This is a genomic window from Corynebacterium pseudopelargi, from assembly GCF_003814005.1.
Lineage (GTDB): Bacteria > Actinomycetota > Actinomycetes > Mycobacteriales > Mycobacteriaceae > Corynebacterium > Corynebacterium pseudopelargi.
In genome coordinates this window covers 1,982,030-1,999,149 of the sequence record NZ_CP033898.1, presented here as the reverse complement: position 1 = coordinate 1,999,149, position 17,120 = coordinate 1,982,030, and the positions used below count along the sequence as shown (strand labels likewise).

The window sequence follows — 17,120 nt, the reverse complement described above, 5'->3', positions numbered from 1 at the left end:
ACAGTGTGGATAAAAAGATTCCTAAAGTTGTCCTTAATGTATATGGCTCCGGTGGGCGGGCGCCATACAAAATATGTGGTACTAGACACTGCGCAACTAAGTTGCTGCGACCATCACAGAAGAGGTGAACGCGAGTTGTTAACGCTAAATGCTGACTTGGGTGAGGGGATCGGCCGCCACAGCTTCGGCAATGACGCTGCTTTGATGCAGCTTATCGACGTAGCCAATGTCGCCTGCGGCTTCCACGCTGGTGACCCGGCGGAAATGGAACGTACCGTGCACTTGGCCAAAGAGCACGCAGTAGCGGTGGGCGCGCACCCCGGTCTGCCTGACCTTGCCGGCTTTGGACGCCGTGCCATGAACCTTGACCCGGCTGATGTGCGCCGTTTAATCACCTATCAAACCGGTGCGCTCAAGGCCTTTTTAGATGCCGCCGATCTGCCGCTGAACCACATCAAGCCCCACGGCGCGCTCTACGGCATGCTCGCCCGCGATGCCAAGCTCATGGAGGCAGCCGCCGCAGTGTGCAAGACCTTTGAGGTTCCCTTCTTTGGCCTTGCCGGCACCGCTCATGAGCAGGTGTGTGAAGCCGAAGGGGTGGGCTTTGTGCCAGAGCTCTACGTCGATCTGGACTATGACAATGAAGGTAACCTGCTAATCCGCCCGCAACCGGAAGAAAAAACTCCAGAGCAGGTGGCGCAGCGTCTAAACCAAGCCCTTGAGCAGTCCACTATTGCTGCCGAGGATGGCACCGCCGTGCCCGTTCGTTTTAGCAGCGTGTGTATTCACTCAGATGGCGGGCACTCCGTGCAGATCGCGCAGCGCTGCCGCGAGGTACTCGATGCTTATGGGAAGGAACGCGCATGAGCGATCCACACAACATCACCATGGAATCTTTGGGCGAGGCTCGCATCACCTTCGGTGGCGATGAATTCGTCTTTGTGGAAGTCAGCGATGAGATGTCGCTGGCGGCCAATTTCCGCGTGACCGCCATTGCCAGGAAGGTGGCCGAAGCCAGAGCATCCGGGCAATTAGCGGGCGTGATTGATATCTGCCCCGCCAATGCATCCTTGCTGCTTCGGATCGATCCCGAGGTCATGCACCCCTTTGAGTTGGAAAAGCGAATCCGGGAATTTGAGCGCGAGGCAGCCGATGAAGGCGGGCGGGTACACACCCGCATTATCGAGGTGCCGGTATGGTACTCCGATCCCTATACCTCTGAGGTTGTAGCGCGCTTTCGCGAGGGCTACCACCAAGACCCCTCCGGCACGGACCTCGACTATGCCGCTGCCATCAATGACCTTGAAAATGCCGAGGCCTTTATCCGCGCCCACCATGAGTCTCCTTGGCTTGTGACCATGGTTGGCTTTGTGGCCGGGTTGCCGTTTATGTTCCAGCTTGTCGATCGCGAAGAGCAGCTAGAAGTGCCGAAGTACTTAAGCCCGCGCACCGATACTCCCGCGCTGACGGTTGGCCACGGCGGCTGCTTTGCCTGCATCTATTCCGTGCGAGGAGCAGGCGGGTATCAGATGTTCGGTATTGCTGCTGCGCCCATTTATGACCCAGAACAGCAATTGCCAGACTTTGAAGATTTCATGATCTTGTTCCGCCCCGGCGACATTGTGAAGTTCAGGCCTGTAGAAGAAGCGGAGTATCGCCAAATCCAGCAGGACGTAGACGCCGGTAATTACAACTACCGCATGAAAGACGTCAGCTTCGATATCAGTGAGGCCCTGGCGGATCGCCACAAGCTCAATGAGCGTCTGATTGGAGAGTTATATGCAGATTAATGTGCTTGAACCCGGCTTGAGCACCACTGTGCAAGACCAGGGTCGAACCGGCTACTACCACCTGGGCATCCCTCAATCAGGATCCGCTGATCAACTTTCCGCACAAATTGCCAATGCGCTCGTGGGTAATCACCGCGATTCCGCCGTGCTGGAATGTACCTACACAGGACCCACCCTCGTGGTAGATGATTACACGGAGTTGGCCGTCACCGGTGCTCCGGTAGAGGTGAAGGTAAATGGGCGCACGCAGCCAATGTGGCACCGCCTGCACCTACGCCCCGATGATGAGATTAGCTTTGGCGATTTAGCAGAAGGCATCCGCTTTTATCTAGCGTTTCGCGGTGGCATCGATGTGCCAGAGGTGCTGGGCTCTCGTTCTACCTATGTGCTTGGCCGCTTAGGTGGTATTAATGGCCGCAGGTTAGAGTCAGGCGATGTGATTCCCATTGGCGCGCCCCAAAAGGATCTGCCAAAGCTGATGTACCTGGCAGAAAAATTGCGCCCGACCTTTTCCAAGGAGCAAGAGGTTCGTATTCTTCGAGGCCTCTATGATCACTACCTCACCGAGGAGGGGTGGCGTAACCTCGTGGAATCGGAATGGACGCTGACCCCCACCGCCGACCGCATGGGCTTGCGATATGAAGGCCCCGGTGTGATGTGGGCTGAACGCGAGCCGAAATTTGGTGCAGGCAGCGACCCTTCCAACATTGTGGATGCAGGCTATGCGGTGGGCTCAATCCAAATTCCTGGTGGCACCCAGCCCATTCTTTTGCACCGTGATGCGGTATCCGGTGGCGGCTACGCCATGGTGGGCACCGTAATTAGTAGTGACATGGATGTGGTGGCCAGGGCTGCGGCAGGTACTAAGACTCGCTTTGTGGAGGTGGATATGGATACCGCCCTTGCATTGCGCAAGCAAGCCAGGGAATTGGTAGATATGTTCCACCCCTAAAGGTAACTTTTTTGCAACATTGCTGCTGCTGGGCAGGGGAACGTCGACAAGCAATGATATATTGCTGAATGTTTATACTTCCTCTTGAAAGGGATAGCAATGAAAAATGCTGCAAAAATTGCCGTTGCACTCATCATTGGGGCCGTGGTGGCGGTCGCCGGTTTTATTGGGCTTAACAAAGCTGGAATCATCGGCGACCCTAACCGCACCATCACCTCCACGGGAATCGGCGGGCAGCTAGAAGATATTTCGGAATTAGCTGTAGAGCAATACACCTATTCCAATGTGGGGCGCTTTGAAGAAGACGGCCTCAAAGCATTGGGTATTCGCATCCCGCTGACCGGCAAGAACTTCCTTGTTGCCTACGACGGCGTGGTAAAAGCCGGCCTGAAAAACTTTGACAAGGTCGATGTAGATATCAACGATGCCGAGCGCACCATCACCGTCAAAGCGCCGAAGGTGCAAATTCTTTCCAGCGAGATCGAACCCTCCTCGGTGGTGGTATATGACCAAAGCTTTAACCCCTTAAACCAGCTCAAGGTGGATGACCTCACCGAATTCCTCGATACCCAGGAAAAAGAAGCCGAGAAAAAGGCCAAGAAAGAACACCTGCTAGATCGAGCATCGCAGCGAGTAAAAACGCTGATGAAAAGCCAAACAGAGGCCTTTATCGAGGGCTCAGATAAGCAAGACTATGCCGTGAAGGTAGAAACCAAATAGCCCCAGCCGAGCGTGATGTGAACATCCGCTCGGTTTCTTTTATGTTCAAGCAACAGTGCATGGGTGGCGGTGTTCTTGGGAAAGAGGGGGATTTCACGCTGGAGAAGAAAAGCACTCGCACACCCCACCCATTTACCCCTGCTCTTGAACGCTATTCACCAATGCACAATGTTGTTGCTTGTGGGATTGCTACCCCGATAGGTTTATGTGACCCAACTCGCGCCGGGTTGTGGATGTGACCCAATGCTAGGCTTATCGGAACAAAACCAACTTCGCCTCCTGCCCAGGACTGCCCCTGGGCAGCACAGAGGGAGCAACGCTAGGAGATGAGCGCCTTGACCAGGAGCTTTCGCGATAAGGTGATCTACCAGATCTACCCAAAGTCCTTCTATGATTCCAACGGGGACGGGGTAGGTGACTTACGCGGTGTGATTGAAAAGGTGCCCTATATCGCCTCGCTTGGCATCGACATGGTGTGGTTTAACCCCTTCTTTGTCTCACCAGGGCGCGACAATGGCTACGACATTGCCAACTACTACGAAGTAGACCCAGCCATGGGCACCATGGAAGACGTTGAAGAACTCATCCAGGCCCTTGCAGAACACAACATCGGCGTGATGTTCGATATGGTGCTCAACCACACCTCCACCGAACACGAATGGTTCCAGCGAGCACTCGCAGGTGAGCAGGAATACCAAGACTGCTACATCATCCGCGAAGCCCCAGAAGGCGAACTACCCACCAACTGGGTATCCAAATTCGGCGGGCCTGCCTGGGCACCCTTCGGCGATACCGGCAAATACTATCTGCACCTTTTCGACCCCACCCAAGCAGACCTCAACTGGCACAACCCCAAGGTGCGAGAAGAAGCCGCCAATATTGTGAACTTTTGGCGCGAAAAAGGCGTGCGAGGATTCCGCTTCGACGTGATCAACCTCATCGGCAAAGAACCCGAACTGGAATCAGCACCAGCCGGTGTGGATGACCGCGTGATGTACACCGATGGCGTGCATGTAGATCGCTTCCTTCAAGAGCTCAACCGCCGAAGCTTTGGTCAAGACCCCGATGCCGTGACAGTAGGCGAGATGTCTTCTACCAGCATCGAACGCTGCATCGCGTACTCCAAGCCCGAAAACCACGAACTGAACATGGTGTTTAACTTCCACCACCTCAAAGTGGATTATGACCAAGGCCAGAAATGGTCCAAGGTTCCCGCAGATATCGTGGCGCTAAAAAAGATCCTCAACGAGTGGGCACTGGGCATGCAAGAAGGCGGCGGCTGGAATGCACTGTTTTGGAACAACCACGACCAGCCCCGCGCCATCGACCGCTTCGGGGATGCAGGCCAAGGGCGCGTGCACACCGCCACCATGCTCGCCGCAGTAATTCACCTTTTGCGCGGCACACCCTTTGTGTACCAGGGCGAAGAAATCGGCATGACCGACCCGCGCTACACCAGCATCGAACAATATGTAGATGTAGAAGCCCGCAACGCCTATCACGCCCTACTGCAGGCAGGACACAGCGAGCAAGGCGCATTTGAGATCGTGCATGCCAAAGCCCGCGACAACTCCCGCACACCCATGCAGTGGGATAGCAGCAAGTACGCAGGCTTTAGCAGCGTGCAACCCTGGCTTGAGCCCACCCGCCAAGAAGAGATCAACGTTGAAGCCGAGCAGGCAAGCGGCGAGATCCTGCCGTTTTATCAACGCCTGATCGAGTTGCGACACACCATGCCGATCATTGCCGAAGGTAGCTACGCACCCTATGCGCTCGAACACGAGCAGGTGTTTGCCTATTGGCGTGAATATGAGCAGCAACGCCTGCTGGTGCTAGCAAACCTCACCGGCGAGCCAGCCTCGGTGCAGGTGCCAGAAGCGATGCTCGATGCAACGGTGCTCGTGCACAACTACCAAGACCCCAAGCCGGCGGCGACGATGACGCTGCGGGCTTATGAAACCATCGCATTACTCAAGTAGTCCCCTCCGAAGAAGAAAGATTCCTCATGAGCGAACACTCCGTGCGGCTGCTGAGCCCAGCAAGTGGCACCATCATCCCGATCGGCCAAGTACCCGATAAAGTCTTTGCCTCTCAAGGCGTAGGCGATGGATTTGGTGTAGCCAACCCAGCATCGGGTGAGATGCGTACCCCCGTGGCCGGCAAAATCACCATGGTGGCAAAAACCGGCCACGCCATCGGCATTCGTACCGAAGAAGGCCTCGACCTTCTCGTACACCTGGGTATCGACACCGTGGAGCTTGAAGGCAAGCCCTTTAAGCTCAACGTTGAGCGCGGTGCACAGGTAGAAGCCGGCGAAGTCTTTGGCACCATGGACACCAAGGCCATCGAGGATGCCGGCAAGAACACCACCATCATCGTCGCGGTGACCAACTCTAAGAAGAAGTTGGAAGCCATCGAGGTAGAAGAACACCAGGTGCAAGCAGGCGAGGTTGCCGTAGAGGTCACGCTTCGGTCGGCCAAGCCAGCCGCCGCCGCTGCTGGTGCAGGTGCCGCAGGTGCTGCCACGGCCGATAAGCAGGATTCCGGCAAAGCAGTAGCACAGCAGCGCCCCGCAGAACTCAGCGGTTTTGATGCCCTGGCGTGGGACATCCTGAACCTCATCGGCGGCAAGGAAAACGTCAAGTCGGTGACGCACTGCATCACCCGTGAGCGTTTCTATCTCCACGATGAATCCAAGGCCAACGACGCTGCCGTTGCAGATCTCGACGGCGTGATCGACGTGGTCAAGGCCGGTGGACAGTACCAGGTCGTGATTGGCCCGGATGTTGAAGATGTCTACGATGCCATCGTCAAGCAGCTTGGCGAGGACAAAGCTGCAGGCGAGCAAGAAGCAGTAGAACAAAAGCCACGGCCCGACTCTGCTATCGGTTGGGTCAAGCAGGGCTTTAGCTCTTTGATCGGCGTGATTACCGGTTCGATGATTCCGATCATCGGCTTGCTTGCCGCATCCGGCATTATCAAGGGTATTCTTTCGCTGCTCACCACATTCAATGTGACGACGCAGGATTCCAATACCTTCCAGATCATCAACGCCATGAGCGACTCGGTGTTCTACTTCCTGCCGATTTTCGTCGGCTTTACCGCTGCGAAACGCCTAGGTGCCGATCCGATTATCGTGGCCATCATCGGTGGTGTGCTTACCCACCCATCCATTGTGGATCTCTCCGGCCAAGAAGCCTCCCGCGACTTCCTTTCTGTGCCGCTCAACGGCGATTTCTTCGGCCTGCCCATCAACATTGCCAGCTACTCCTACTCGATCTTCCCGATCATCGTGGCCGCCTGGGTGGCTTCCAAGGTGGAACCGTGGTTGAAGAAGATTGTGCCCAACACCGTGCGCATGATTTTCGTGCCGCTGCTTGAGGTAGTGATTGTTTCGCTGGCCATCCTCTTGGTACTTGGCCCCGTGGTGATGCTCATCTCCGGTGGTATTGCCAACGCTATCCAGTGGCTCTACAGCCTCTCGCCAACCATCTCAGGTTTGTTCATCGGTGGTTTCTATCAGGTGCTGGTGATCTTCGGTCTGCACTGGGCCGTGATTCCGCTGGTGGCACAAGACATCGCCAACACCGGCCACTCCTACCTCAACGCCATCATCTCCGCCACCATGGTTGCTCAAGGTGGTGCGGCACTGGCAATCCTGGTCAAGTCCAAGATCCAAAAGATCAAAGGCCTGGCAGGTCCTGCCACTATCTCCGCCTTCTGCGGTGTTACCGAGCCCGCCATGTACGGTCTGAACCTGAAATATGGCCGCACCTTCATCATGGCCTCCATCGGTGGTGCCGCCGGCGGTTTGCTCACCGGCCTGTTCAACGTGAACATGTGGGGCTTTACCGGCTCGCTCATCGGCTTTACTTCCTTTGTTAACCCCGATGGCCTGGACTTCAGCTTCTGGGGCTTCCTCATCGCCTCTGCTGTGGCACTGGTCGTTTCCTTCACGCTGACCTACCTCTTCGGATTCAAGGATTCAGATGTAGAGCAGGCGCGCGAGGTGAAGAAGGTTCGCCTAGGAAACCGAGAACCCGTGGCCAAGTAGCGCAGCCTACACAGCAACACTCAAGCGCCCCTTGCGGGGCGCTTTTGTTTTCTCCTTCTAGCTAACGCCGCGCAAGCACCTCACACTCTGGCAGAATCAGTACTCAACTACCCCATGTGCCACATACACCTCATAGAAAGACTCCTGCCACCATGGCCACACCACTATTTGCCCGTATCGCACCGATTGCAGCTAGCATCGCGCTGTGCTGCTCTATGATCAGCCCCGCCCAGGCCACAGAGTCTGAACCCGCGCAGGATCTTTTGCAGGGAGGAAGGCTCGCAGGCAGCTCAACCCAACTTCTTCCCCGGGGCTTGAGCTCAGACAATGCCTTAGTGGAGACTGCAAGCGCCGTTGATCTGGAACGCTTTGCCGGCACCTGGTACCAAGTAGCTGCCGTGCCACAGCCTTATACCTTGCAGTGCTTGAGGGATACCACCGCCACATATGAGCGCATCGCACCGGGTGAGCTTTCAGTAAAGAACGCTTGCGTTACCCCTTGGGGAGCAACCTCCAGCATCGAGGGCACCGCGACAGTGCGCAGCAAGGCCTCGCTCCGCGTGAACTTCCCCAACATCCCCTTCCAAAATCCAGAAGGGCCAGTAAATTACAGGGTCACGTACCTCGCAGATGATTACTCACTGGCCATCGTTGGCGATCCCGACCGGCTTTCGGGCTTTGTGCTGTCTCGCACCCCGGATCTTCCAGCCGAGCAGTGGAGGCTTGTGCAACGCACCCTCGATCAGCGCGGCTGGTGGCCATGCACCTTCCTTACTGTGCCTGCCCGCGGAGGCATGGAAGATATCAAGCCAGTGTGCACCCTTTGAGCTAAGCCAAAACCCCAATGCCTGGCGTGAAAGCACACGGCATTGGGGCGGTGCCGTCGAAAAGCTAAAGCAAATCGGCGGCTTTCAAGATGCTGGCGATGGCCTCGCGGGAGGGGGCATCGTCGATCGGTGCCAACGGGGCAGACATCAAGTTGGACTCGAATACGCCCATCAGCTCCAGTGCCGTCTTGAATGACCCCACCCCGGCTGCCGGGCCTACCTTGGCAATGGGCTGGAATACGATCTCGAACAGCGCTGCCAGGCGATCTTGTTCACGGCGCACCGTATCCCACTGGCTTTCTTGAGCGGCTTTCCACATGCGCACATAGCCGTCGGGATCCACATTGCCTAGTCCTGGCACGCAACCATCGGCGCCGGCAAGAAATGCCCCATCAACCACGGCCTCGTGCCCGGTGAGCAACACCAAGGGCGAGCCTGCGGCGCGGTTGAGTGCTACCAAGCGGCGGAAGGATACGTCGTCACCGGAAGAATCCTTCACACCTGCGAGCACACCTTCGCGGCCGAGCTGCACCAGCATTTCTGGGATGAGTTTGGTGTGGACGCACACGGGAATGTCATAGGCCAGCACTGGCAGGGAGGTGGCCTCGGCAATGGCGCGGAAGTGGGCTTCTACCTCCATTGGTCCGCTAATGGCATAGAAGGGGGCGGTAGCTACTACGGCATCGACTCCGGCCTGTTCTGCTTGGCGCACATGCTGGAGCACGCGATTGACCTGCATATCAATCACGCCGGCATACACGGGCACGCGGCCTGCTACGTGTTCTACAACGGCGCGAAGCACTGCGCCGCGGTCTTCATCGCTTAAAAAGGCAACCTCGCCGGAAGAACCGAGGGCAAAAATGCCGTCGACTCCAGCGGTGATGAGTTTGTCTACCAAGCGCTCCAGAGAAGCGAAGTCGATGCTTCGATCGGCGTGGAGGGGAGTCAGCAGCGGAGGGATGATGCCTTTGTTGATGTTCATGTTTCTTCCTTTCAGAGCAATGAGGGGGTAGCGGCCAGCAGGGTGGCGGTGTATTCCTGCTTGGGCTTGGCAAAGAGGTCTTCGGTGGGTTGTTCCTCGATGATCTCCCCGGCGAGCATCACGCACATGCGATCAGATACGTAGCGCACGGTGTTGATGTCGTGGGAAATAAACACCAGGCCAAGGCCTAATTCCTTGCGCAGATCAGTGAGCAGATTGAGCACTTGGGCGCGCACAGACACATCGAGGGCGGAGGTAGGTTCATCGGCAATAATCAGATCCGGTTCCAGTGCAAGCGCACGGGCAATGGCCACGCGCTGGCGTTGCCCGCCAGAGATCTGCCGAGGCATCACATCGAGTGCGGATTGGGGCAGACCCACCAGATCCAGCAGCGTGCGAACACGCTTGAGCCTTGAGGCCTCATTATCAATGCCATGCACTTTGAGCGGATCAATGAGCTGTTCTTTCACGCTCATTCTGGGGTTCAAGGCGGTGGCGGGATCTTGGAACACCATCGACACAGCACGCCCCAGTTCTTTGCGCTGCGCGCCGCGGTGATTCAGTGGAGCTCCGCGAAACAGAACCTCGCCGCTGGTGGGCTTTTGCAGCCCCACCATCACCCTTGCCAGGGTTGATTTTCCGCAACCAGATTCGCCAACGATCCCGACTACTTCGCCGCGGCGTGCCACGAAGTTGATGTCTTTATTGGCGTGCACCGTATCGGGGCGAAAGAGCTTGCCGGTACGCGTCTTGTGCACCACATTGACGTTTTTGAGCTCAATGGTTGGTGGTTTTTGGGTACGGGTCTTGGGCTGGCTCATTGGGTAACTCCTTCCGAACCGCGGGCGGCAAGTAAAGCATCGGTGGCAGCGAAGGTGTGCTCAGCTTCTGTATCCACCGGCCTGAGGGTTGGGCGCTCGTCGACGCCAATGTTGTGGAACTGCGAGCGAGGAGCAAAGCGATCTCCTTGAACAAATTCCCGAGGGCTTGGAACAGTACCGGGAACTTGATACAGCCGCTTGGCACCGGACTCAATAGAAAGCACAGCACCGAGCAAACCGCGGGTGTATTCGTGTTGGGGGTTTGCCAACACATCTCGGGTTTTGCCTTGTTCTACAACCTGGCCTGCGTACATCACGGTGATCTTGTGGGCGAGCTTTGCCACCAGTGCCAGATCGTGGCTGACAAAGATCATGGAGAAGCCAAGCTGCTCGCGCAGCTCATTGAGCAGATCAACCACTTGGTGCTGCACCGTCACATCGAGTGCGGTGGTGGGTTCATCGGCAATGAGCAAACGAGGATTGCGGGTGAGTGCCATGGCGATGAGCACGCGCTGGCGTTGGCCACCAGAAAGCTCGTGCGGGTAGCTCTTGAGCGTGCGCTTCGGATCGAGGCCGACGAGCTCGAGGAGCTCTTCTGCGCTGCGCTTACCGCCGCGTCGAATAAGCTGGTTGAGCTGCGACTTAATCAGCATCGATGGGTTGAGCGAGCTCAAAGCATCCTGGTAAATCATGGCCATATCGTGGCCCCGCAGTTGATTGCGCTGCTCGGCGGAAAGCTCCAAGAGGTTCTTGCCGTCGAATAGGATCTCGCCTTCGATGCGGGCGTTTTGGGGCAAAAGGCCCATGATCGCCATCGAGATCAAAGACTTACCGCAGCCCGATTCGCCCACCAAACCCATGGTTTGGCCTGGCGCTACATCAAAGCTGACGCGATCGACAATATTGACGTCACCGTGGGCATCGGGGAATGCGATGCTGAGGTCTTTGACCTGTAGGATCGGTGCTTCATTGCGGGTGTAATGCAAGCGGCGGTCGTCGGCAAGCTCTGCATTGCGCAGCTTTTCCAAGGAATTATTCAGCGATGCCCGGGCCTCATCTTCGGAGACTTGGCCAAGGGTGTTCTTGGTGGCAACCTGCTCGCCATCGGTGGTGGCTGCGGTGCGCTTGATGGTGGGCGAGGCCATTGCGTCGGTAAGGCCTTCGGAAAGAATATTCAGCGCCAGCACCGTCAGCAGGATCATCAGACCAGGGAAGAAGGTTGGCCACCAAGCACCAGAAAGCAAGAGCTGCTTGCCGTCTGCCAGGATATTGCCCCAGGAAGGATTCGGCGGCTTCACGCCTGCGTTAATAAAGGACAGCGAAGCCTCGAACACGATGGCATCTGCCACGAGCACCGTGGCAAACACCGCAATTGGCGCCACAGTATTACGGGCAACATGCTTGATCAAGATATGAGGAACTCGAGCACCCATGACCTTGGCGGCGGAGACATAATCCTCGCCGAATTCCGCCAGGATATTGGCGCGAACCACACGGGAAAGCTGCGGGACGTACAAAAAGCCGATGGCCAGCACCAGTACCGGCAGCGAGTTGCCAAACACTGCCACAAATACCGCTGCCAAGGCGATGCCGGGGAAGCTCATGATGATGTCCAGTGCTCGCATGAGCACCTCGGATACTGCCTTGCCGCCAGTAGCAGCAATGGAACCGAGGACCGCTGCCGCCAAAAGCGCCACGCCGGTAGCGAGCAAGCCGATGATCAACGAGGAACGAGCACCGTAGGCAACGCGGGCGAAAATATCGCGCCCGATGGCGTCGGTGCCAAACCAGTGAGTAGCAGAAGGCGATTGCACCGGCTTGGTGGATTCGAGCGGGCTAAATTGCGCAATGAGCGGGGCGAAGATCGCTAGCAGCGCGATGGCAATTAAAAACCCGAGTGCAATTTTTGAGGCGCGCGGCAGGTTGCGGAGGCCGCTGAAGCGCTGGCCGGCGCGTTGTTCGAGGTTAGTGGTCAATGAACGTCGCATTAGATGCTCCTGATGCGCGGATTGACGAGGACGTAGAGCATGTCCACGATGATGTTAATAACGATAAAAGCAATGGCCACGGTGAGCGTTACGCCTTGAACAAGGAAGACGTCATTGCGAGTAACGCCGTCGAGAATGAGCTGGCCCATCGCCTGAATATTGAAGATGATCTCAATGATCACCGCGCCACCCATGAGGTAGCCCACGCGCAAACCCAACACCGTGATCGGTGTGATCAGTGCATTGCGAAGGACGTTTCTGGAGATAACCTCCACCTTGGGCACGCCCGAACCGATGGCGGTGCGTACATAATCCTTATCCAATTCCTCCACCATGGCCGTGCGCACCACGCGGGTTAAAGAACCAGCAACCGGCACAGCCAGGGCGAAAGCGGGGAGGAACATGTTGTTGGTATAGGTAGCTGGATCCTGGCTAAACGGCACCCACTTGGTAATCAGCGCCGGGAAAAAGCCCCAACCACCAGGCACCGTGCCAACCCACTGGATGAGCAAGATCGCCAACCAGAAGGAGGGGGTAGCCAGTGCAGCGATGGAGACAACGCGGATGACCTGATCTGGCCAACGATCGCGATACAACGCGGCGATAACGCCGAAGACCAGCGATAATACCGCGGCGATGATCAAGCCAAGGAAGGTGAGCTGCAAGGTGATGGGGAAGGCCTTGGCAATTACTTCGGTCACTGGGGTGTTGCCGGTGGTGGTGCCGAGATCGCCGTGGAGCATATCTACCAGAAAGCGGCCGTAGCGCACTAAGAGGGGATCGTTGAGGCCGTGCGTTTCTCGGTATTCCTCGAGGGCATCCATGGAGGCGGCTTCGCCGAGGGCGAGGCGCGCCGGGTCGGCTGGGCTAAACGACATGATGAAAAAGACGAGGAATGTCACGCCCAGGATCATCACGGGTAGCGCGAGGAGCCTTCTTCCTATGAGGCGAAGGAGGTTGGACATAGTGGTTCTCCCGAAAGTTGAGGGTGCAAGCTTGGGGTGCTAGGGCAGTGGTGGCTGCGCTGGTGCTCGTTACTGCGTAGAGCCCACATCCAGGAATCGCAGGCCGGTGAGCGAAATCGGCTCAAAGTTCACAAGCGTGCCGGGGTTCCAAGCCGTAGGGGTCTTGCGGTGGAACAAGGGGTAAAGCGGCACTTCGTCGCTAAGCAAATCAAAGCACTGATTCCAGCGTTGCTGCTGCTCTTTTGCGTCTTGGGTATATAGGGCGCTATCGAGGAGCTGCTGCATTTTGGTATAGGAGGGCTGGCCTTTCCAGTGCATACGCGATTCGGTCCAGGTATCACCGGAGTACCACCAACGCATGAGCAGATCGGGGTCGTTGCCAAATACGCTGGGATCACCTGGGGCGATGACCACGTCGTAGGCATCGGGTTTGCCGTCGATGGTGTTATAGACGTCCGAAGACTTCTTCTCTATAAAATCCACCTCCACGCCGGCTGCTTTAAGCGACTGGGCAATCAGCGGGGTGCACTTTTTCACCCAATCGTGGTCGGTGCACAACATCCTTAAAGAACGCAATCCGCTGTCTTGGAAGAGCTTTCGTGCGCGATCTTCATCGTGGTCATACACGGTGGAGGCGCGATGATAGTTGGGGTGATCCTTCTGCAGGAAGCAGGTGGGCTTGCTGGCCTGATCCAACATCGCCACCTCGATCACCTTGTCCATGTCAATGGCGTAGAGGAATGCCTGCCTATTGCGCAGGTCGTGGAAGGGGTTAGAAGGATCGTTGTTAAACATGGCAAACAACAAACCAAAGCCCTGCACAGATTCCACCTTGCTGGTGGCTTTGAGCTGGGTAATTGAAAGATAGGGCACCGAGTCGATGGCTTGAACCGACTCTGATTGGATGGCATTAGAACGAGTCGAGGCATCGGGGATGACTTGCCAGACCATGTGCTTGGCTAGTGCCGGGCGCGAACCGTTGTAATCATCGTTGCGCTCGAAGCGCACGGCCTTAGAGGTGCCGCCGTTATCAGTCATCTTGTACGGACCGGTGCCAACAGGGTTGGCGTCGAAGGCTTCCGCATCGGCCTCTACAAGGTTCTTGGGCACGATCTTGACCACCGAGAGACGCTCGGGCAAAAGATTCACGGCCTTGCTTAATTGGATATTGACCGACTGTGGCCCGGCCGGAGTGACCGACTCGATAAAGGGGATGAAGCTTGCATAGAGCGACTTATTATCTGGGTTCAGTACGCGCTCGAAGGAGTAGGCCACGTCTTCGGCGGTAACTGCCTGGCCGTTGTGGAAGCGAGCACCTTGGCGTAGATCCACCTTGACATTGGTGCTGGAACCTTGAGGGATCTCGCTTGCTAGTGCTGCATATACTTCGCCGCTGGCCGGGTCGATTTCTGTGAGGCCTTCAAGGGTGTGCCAGTTGGCTGCGATGGTTAAGGCAGAGGTGGTGGTCATCGGGTCGTAGCCATTGGTGCCGAGCTCATAGGAGATGGCTGCGTCGATGGTGCCGTCGCGTTTGATCTCTTCGGGGCTGGCGGTGGGGAGGTTGCCGAGGGTGACTCGATCCTTCGGGGCGCAGGCTCCGAGCGCTCCGGCCAGGGCTGCGGAGGAGGCGATGGTGGCGGAGAGTTTGAAAAAGTCTCGCCGTGAGTACTGGCGACGCTGGTACTGGCGACCTTGGAAAAATTCCATGACGATCCTTTCAACGCTTTCGCACTGTGTGCCTTCGCCTTGCTTGACGACGTGGCCTTGCTTGACGACGAGGCCTTGCTTGACGACGTTGGCGGTGCAGTGCCGAGAGCAAAAGTCAGCTAGAACACATCGTGAGCCCTGATGTGATCTTCGTGATTCTCAGGATACATCAGACGTCTGACAAGTAAAAGGGCTTATGTTAAGATTGTGAGTAGAAAAACCAAAGAAAATGCCGTCTTGCAGTAGTGATGCTCAAGCGTCAAGGTGCGTGGCAGACCCTGAGATTGCACCTGGTACAACCCCAGGCGTCAGGTCAATTGGTGCCAGGTGCCAGGTGTCTGAGTGGCGAGGCCACCCAACAAGCCCCGGCGTCAAGCTGGGACCTTGGCTTGGGACGTTGGGCTGGAACGTTGGGCCTAGACATGGGAAGGTCTTGACGTACCGGCTGAGCCAACACTGCTGAGGGTGACACAAAAGCGCAGCTTTCAAGGAGTAAAGATGCCTCAGAATGCACCGCGAGAGGATCACAGCGTGCAAGGCCGATCGCCGCAGGCGCGTACTCATGCATCCAAAACGGCAGCACAAGGCCACGGCCAGATACAGGGCCAAGGCCGCGTAGAAGGCTATGTTGGCACCACCTTGCCCTCGCGCAACCCCACGGTGATTGCCATCGAAGATCTCATCCGCGATCAAAACCTCACCCCTGGTGATGTATTGCCTTCAGAGGCAGCGCTGTGCGATATGCTCGGCGTCTCTCGATCCTCGGTGCGCGAGGCGATGCGAACCTTAGCCAGCCTGGATGTGGTGGAAACCCGACACGGCCACGGATCCTATGTGGGCAACATGTCGCTTGCCCCGCTGGTCAACGGCATGGTGTTGAGGCTTACGCTCAACGAGGAACTGGCGCTAGAAAACCTTTCGCACGTTGTGGATATGCGCGTTGCCCTGGATATGGCCAACGCCGAAGAACTTGCGCGCTACTACCAGGGCAAGCCCATGGAAAAACTGCGCGGCATCGTCCAAGCCATGGCGCAGCGCTTTGCAGAAGGCGAGTCTTTTGCGCGCGAAGATTTCGAGTTCCACGAAGAGCTCACCAACCACCTCTCTAATCCCCTCATGCGTGAGATGAGCCTGGCATTTTGGGAGATTCACACCCGGGTCGTACCCGTGCTTGGCTTAAGCGACCCAGAAGATGTGGAAGATACCGTCAAAGCCCACGCCAAGATTCTCGATGCCCTTGAAGCTGGGGATCCAGCACGGTACCGGGAACTGATCACCGAGCACTATGGGCCGCTGCGTCGAGTAATTGAAAAGAAACGCGCCCAGGCACGCGGCTAGTCTCTCGCGCTCGGTGCCCTCTCAAGCCACCGAGCGCTGCACACCCCAAGGAAGGTTCATGCATTCCATCGGAATCGATATCGGCGGAACAAAAATCGCCGGAGGCATCGTCGCTGAACAACCCACCACCATCCTGCGCCGAGTACAGGCTCCCACCCCAAAAGAGCAGGTAATTGAGCAAGTAGTCGAGTGCATCGCTGAGTTGATCAACGCCCACGACGAGCCCATCGGCAGCATCGGCATTGGCGCCCCAGGGGTGGTAGACCCTCACAGCGGCAAAGTGATTTCTGCCGGGCCAACCATGCCCACCTGGGCAGGAACCGATATCCGCTGCGCTGTGGCAGCAGCCTTCCCGAACACTGCCATTGCCATTCACAACGACGTGCGAGTGATGGGTCTTGGCGAGGCACTCTATGGCGCAGGCCGCGGCTATCAAAGCGCGCTGTTTCTCAGCCTCGGCACCGGGGTGGGAGGCGCCATTGTGAGAAATGGACACCTCTTAGACTCTCCCCACCACACCGCAGGAGAACTCCGGTGCCTATTTGGCAGGCTGCCCAATGGTCAAGCAGCCACCATCGAATCTTTTGCCGCAGGCCCTGGACTCACGCTCGCCTACGAGCAAGCCGCAGGCGAACAAGGCCTAGATCTACGCGAAGTCATGCGCCGCTACCACCGCGGCGATGCCTTGGCCTATGAGGTAATTGATACCCACCTTTTTGCCCTCGGCGAGGCAATCAGCGGCTTTGTTGCAGCCATCGACGTTGAAGTCTTGGTGCTCGGCGGGGGAGTCGGCAATATTGGTGCGCCCATCCTTGACCCTTTTACTCGGGGAATAAGAAGTGGCGGCATTGCCCCCAGCAACACCATCGCTGTGCACCAAGCCCAACTCGGCACCGACGCCCCCATCATTGGCGCTGCAGCCCTGGGTGCTCGCAGCATGAGCACGAAAAACTTTTAAGAACCACCGCTTCTATCT

The 17,120-nt window shown here is 57.1% G+C and carries 15 protein-coding genes; 10 read left to right on the top strand and 5 right to left on the bottom strand.

Annotated features, from left to right (window positions below; genetic code table 11):
* Positions 1-36: 36 nt before the first annotated feature.
* The 7 genes from pxpA to CPPEL_RS09325 all read left to right on the top strand — a co-directional run bounded on the left by pxpA (position 37) and on the right by CPPEL_RS09325 (position 8,343).
* Positions 37-867 carry a 5-oxoprolinase subunit PxpA gene (gene pxpA / locus CPPEL_RS09355; RefSeq protein WP_342767993.1) on the top strand — a complete coding sequence of 277 codons (831 nt, stop codon included), beginning with the start codon at positions 37-39 and terminating at the stop codon, positions 865-867.
* Positions 864-1,790 (top strand): 5-oxoprolinase subunit B family protein, encoded by a 927-nt coding sequence (locus tag CPPEL_RS09350; protein WP_123960877.1) that lies wholly within the window; start codon positions 864-866, stop codon positions 1,788-1,790. Before pxpA ends, CPPEL_RS09350 begins: the two co-directional genes overlap by 4 nt.
* On the top strand, positions 1,780-2,742 hold the full coding sequence (locus tag CPPEL_RS09345; RefSeq protein WP_123960875.1) for a 5-oxoprolinase subunit C family protein: 963 nt from the start codon (positions 1,780-1,782) through the stop codon (positions 2,740-2,742). Before CPPEL_RS09350 ends, CPPEL_RS09345 begins: the two co-directional genes overlap by 11 nt.
* A 99-nt stretch (positions 2,743-2,841) precedes the next feature.
* The gene (locus tag CPPEL_RS09340) at positions 2,842-3,462 is read left to right on the top strand and encodes a DUF4230 domain-containing protein (RefSeq protein ID WP_123960873.1); all 621 of its coding nucleotides are present in this window, start codon (positions 2,842-2,844) and stop codon (positions 3,460-3,462) included.
* A 326-nt stretch (positions 3,463-3,788) separates the two neighbouring features.
* Positions 3,789-5,441: an alpha,alpha-phosphotrehalase gene (gene treC, locus CPPEL_RS09335; protein ID WP_123960872.1), complete on the top strand. Its 1,653-nt coding sequence runs from the start codon at positions 3,789-3,791 to the stop codon at positions 5,439-5,441.
* Between the two features lie 26 nt (positions 5,442-5,467).
* Complete coding sequence (locus CPPEL_RS09330; RefSeq protein ID WP_123960870.1) at positions 5,468-7,516, top strand: PTS sugar transporter subunit IIABC; 2,049 nt, start codon at positions 5,468-5,470, stop codon at positions 7,514-7,516.
* Positions 7,517-7,668: 152 nt separating this feature from the next.
* Positions 7,669-8,343 (top strand): lipocalin family protein, encoded by a 675-nt coding sequence (locus CPPEL_RS09325; RefSeq protein WP_123960869.1) that lies wholly within the window; start codon positions 7,669-7,671, stop codon positions 8,341-8,343.
* Between the two features lie 64 nt (positions 8,344-8,407).
* On the opposite strand, the gene CPPEL_RS09320 is transcribed toward CPPEL_RS09325, so the two are convergent.
* The 5 genes from CPPEL_RS09320 to CPPEL_RS09300 form a co-directional block, all read right to left on the bottom strand.
* Positions 8,408-9,325, bottom strand: coding sequence for a dihydrodipicolinate synthase family protein (locus CPPEL_RS09320; protein WP_123960868.1), 918 nt, complete (start codon positions 9,323-9,325; stop codon positions 8,408-8,410).
* Between the two features lie 11 nt (positions 9,326-9,336).
* The gene (locus CPPEL_RS09315; RefSeq protein ID WP_123960866.1) at positions 9,337-10,146 is read right to left on the bottom strand and encodes an ABC transporter ATP-binding protein; all 810 of its coding nucleotides are present in this window, start codon (positions 10,144-10,146) and stop codon (positions 9,337-9,339) included.
* A complete protein-coding gene (locus tag CPPEL_RS09310; protein WP_123960865.1) occupies positions 10,143-12,134 on the bottom strand; it encodes a dipeptide/oligopeptide/nickel ABC transporter permease/ATP-binding protein in 1,992 nt (663 codons plus the stop codon). The genes CPPEL_RS09315 and CPPEL_RS09310 overlap by 4 nt, the downstream gene beginning before the upstream one ends.
* Complete coding sequence (locus CPPEL_RS09305; protein WP_123960863.1) at positions 12,134-13,099, bottom strand: ABC transporter permease; 966 nt, start codon at positions 13,097-13,099, stop codon at positions 12,134-12,136. Before CPPEL_RS09305 ends, CPPEL_RS09310 begins: the two co-directional genes overlap by 1 nt.
* 69 nt (positions 13,100-13,168) lie before the next feature.
* Positions 13,169-14,806, bottom strand: coding sequence for an ABC transporter substrate-binding protein (locus CPPEL_RS09300; protein WP_123960861.1), 1,638 nt, complete (start codon positions 14,804-14,806; stop codon positions 13,169-13,171).
* On the opposite strand from CPPEL_RS09300, the gene CPPEL_RS11170 reads away from it, so the two are divergent.
* From CPPEL_RS11170 to CPPEL_RS09290, 3 genes are all read left to right on the top strand, one after another.
* Positions 14,792-14,929, top strand: coding sequence for a hypothetical protein (locus CPPEL_RS11170; RefSeq protein WP_164470411.1), 138 nt, complete (start codon positions 14,792-14,794; stop codon positions 14,927-14,929). The two genes, CPPEL_RS09300 and CPPEL_RS11170, sit on opposite strands and share 15 nt — an antisense overlap.
* A gap of 375 nt (positions 14,930-15,304) precedes the next feature.
* Complete coding sequence (locus CPPEL_RS09295) at positions 15,305-16,144, top strand: FadR/GntR family transcriptional regulator (protein WP_123960860.1); 840 nt, start codon at positions 15,305-15,307, stop codon at positions 16,142-16,144.
* 58 nt (positions 16,145-16,202) lie between these two features.
* Entirely contained in the window at positions 16,203-17,102 is a 900-nt protein-coding gene (locus CPPEL_RS09290; protein ID WP_123960858.1) for an ROK family protein, read from the top strand.
* Positions 17,103-17,120: the final 18 nt, after the last annotated feature.

What these genes read in the sequence shown, in the direction of transcription:
- pxpA (WP_342767993.1), top strand. Translation starts at nt 37, where the DNA reads ATGTATATGGCTCCGGTGGGCGGGCGCCATACAAAATATGTGGTACTA.
- CPPEL_RS09350 (WP_123960877.1), top strand. Translation starts at nt 864, where the DNA reads ATGAGCGATCCACACAACATCACCATGGAATCTTTGGGCGAGGCTCGC.
- CPPEL_RS09345 (WP_123960875.1), top strand. Translation starts at nt 1,780, where the DNA reads ATGCAGATTAATGTGCTTGAACCCGGCTTGAGCACCACTGTGCAAGAC.
- CPPEL_RS09340 (WP_123960873.1), top strand. Translation starts at nt 2,842, where the DNA reads ATGAAAAATGCTGCAAAAATTGCCGTTGCACTCATCATTGGGGCCGTG.
- treC (WP_123960872.1), top strand. Translation starts at nt 3,789, where the DNA reads ATGAGCGCCTTGACCAGGAGCTTTCGCGATAAGGTGATCTACCAGATC.
- CPPEL_RS09330 (WP_123960870.1), top strand. Translation starts at nt 5,468, where the DNA reads ATGAGCGAACACTCCGTGCGGCTGCTGAGCCCAGCAAGTGGCACCATC.
- CPPEL_RS09325 (WP_123960869.1), top strand. Translation starts at nt 7,669, where the DNA reads ATGGCCACACCACTATTTGCCCGTATCGCACCGATTGCAGCTAGCATC.
- CPPEL_RS09320 (WP_123960868.1), bottom strand. Translation starts at nt 9,325, where the DNA reads ATGAACATCAACAAAGGCATCATCCCTCCGCTGCTGACTCCCCTCCAC.
- CPPEL_RS09315 (WP_123960866.1), bottom strand. Translation starts at nt 10,146, where the DNA reads ATGAGCCAGCCCAAGACCCGTACCCAAAAACCACCAACCATTGAGCTC.
- CPPEL_RS09310 (WP_123960865.1), bottom strand. Translation starts at nt 12,134, where the DNA reads ATGCGACGTTCATTGACCACTAACCTCGAACAACGCGCCGGCCAGCGC.
- CPPEL_RS09305 (WP_123960863.1), bottom strand. Translation starts at nt 13,099, where the DNA reads ATGTCCAACCTCCTTCGCCTCATAGGAAGAAGGCTCCTCGCGCTACCC.
- CPPEL_RS09300 (WP_123960861.1), bottom strand. Translation starts at nt 14,806, where the DNA reads ATGGAATTTTTCCAAGGTCGCCAGTACCAGCGTCGCCAGTACTCACGG.
- CPPEL_RS09295 (WP_123960860.1), top strand. Translation starts at nt 15,305, where the DNA reads ATGCCTCAGAATGCACCGCGAGAGGATCACAGCGTGCAAGGCCGATCG.
- CPPEL_RS09290 (WP_123960858.1), top strand. Translation starts at nt 16,203, where the DNA reads ATGCATTCCATCGGAATCGATATCGGCGGAACAAAAATCGCCGGAGGC.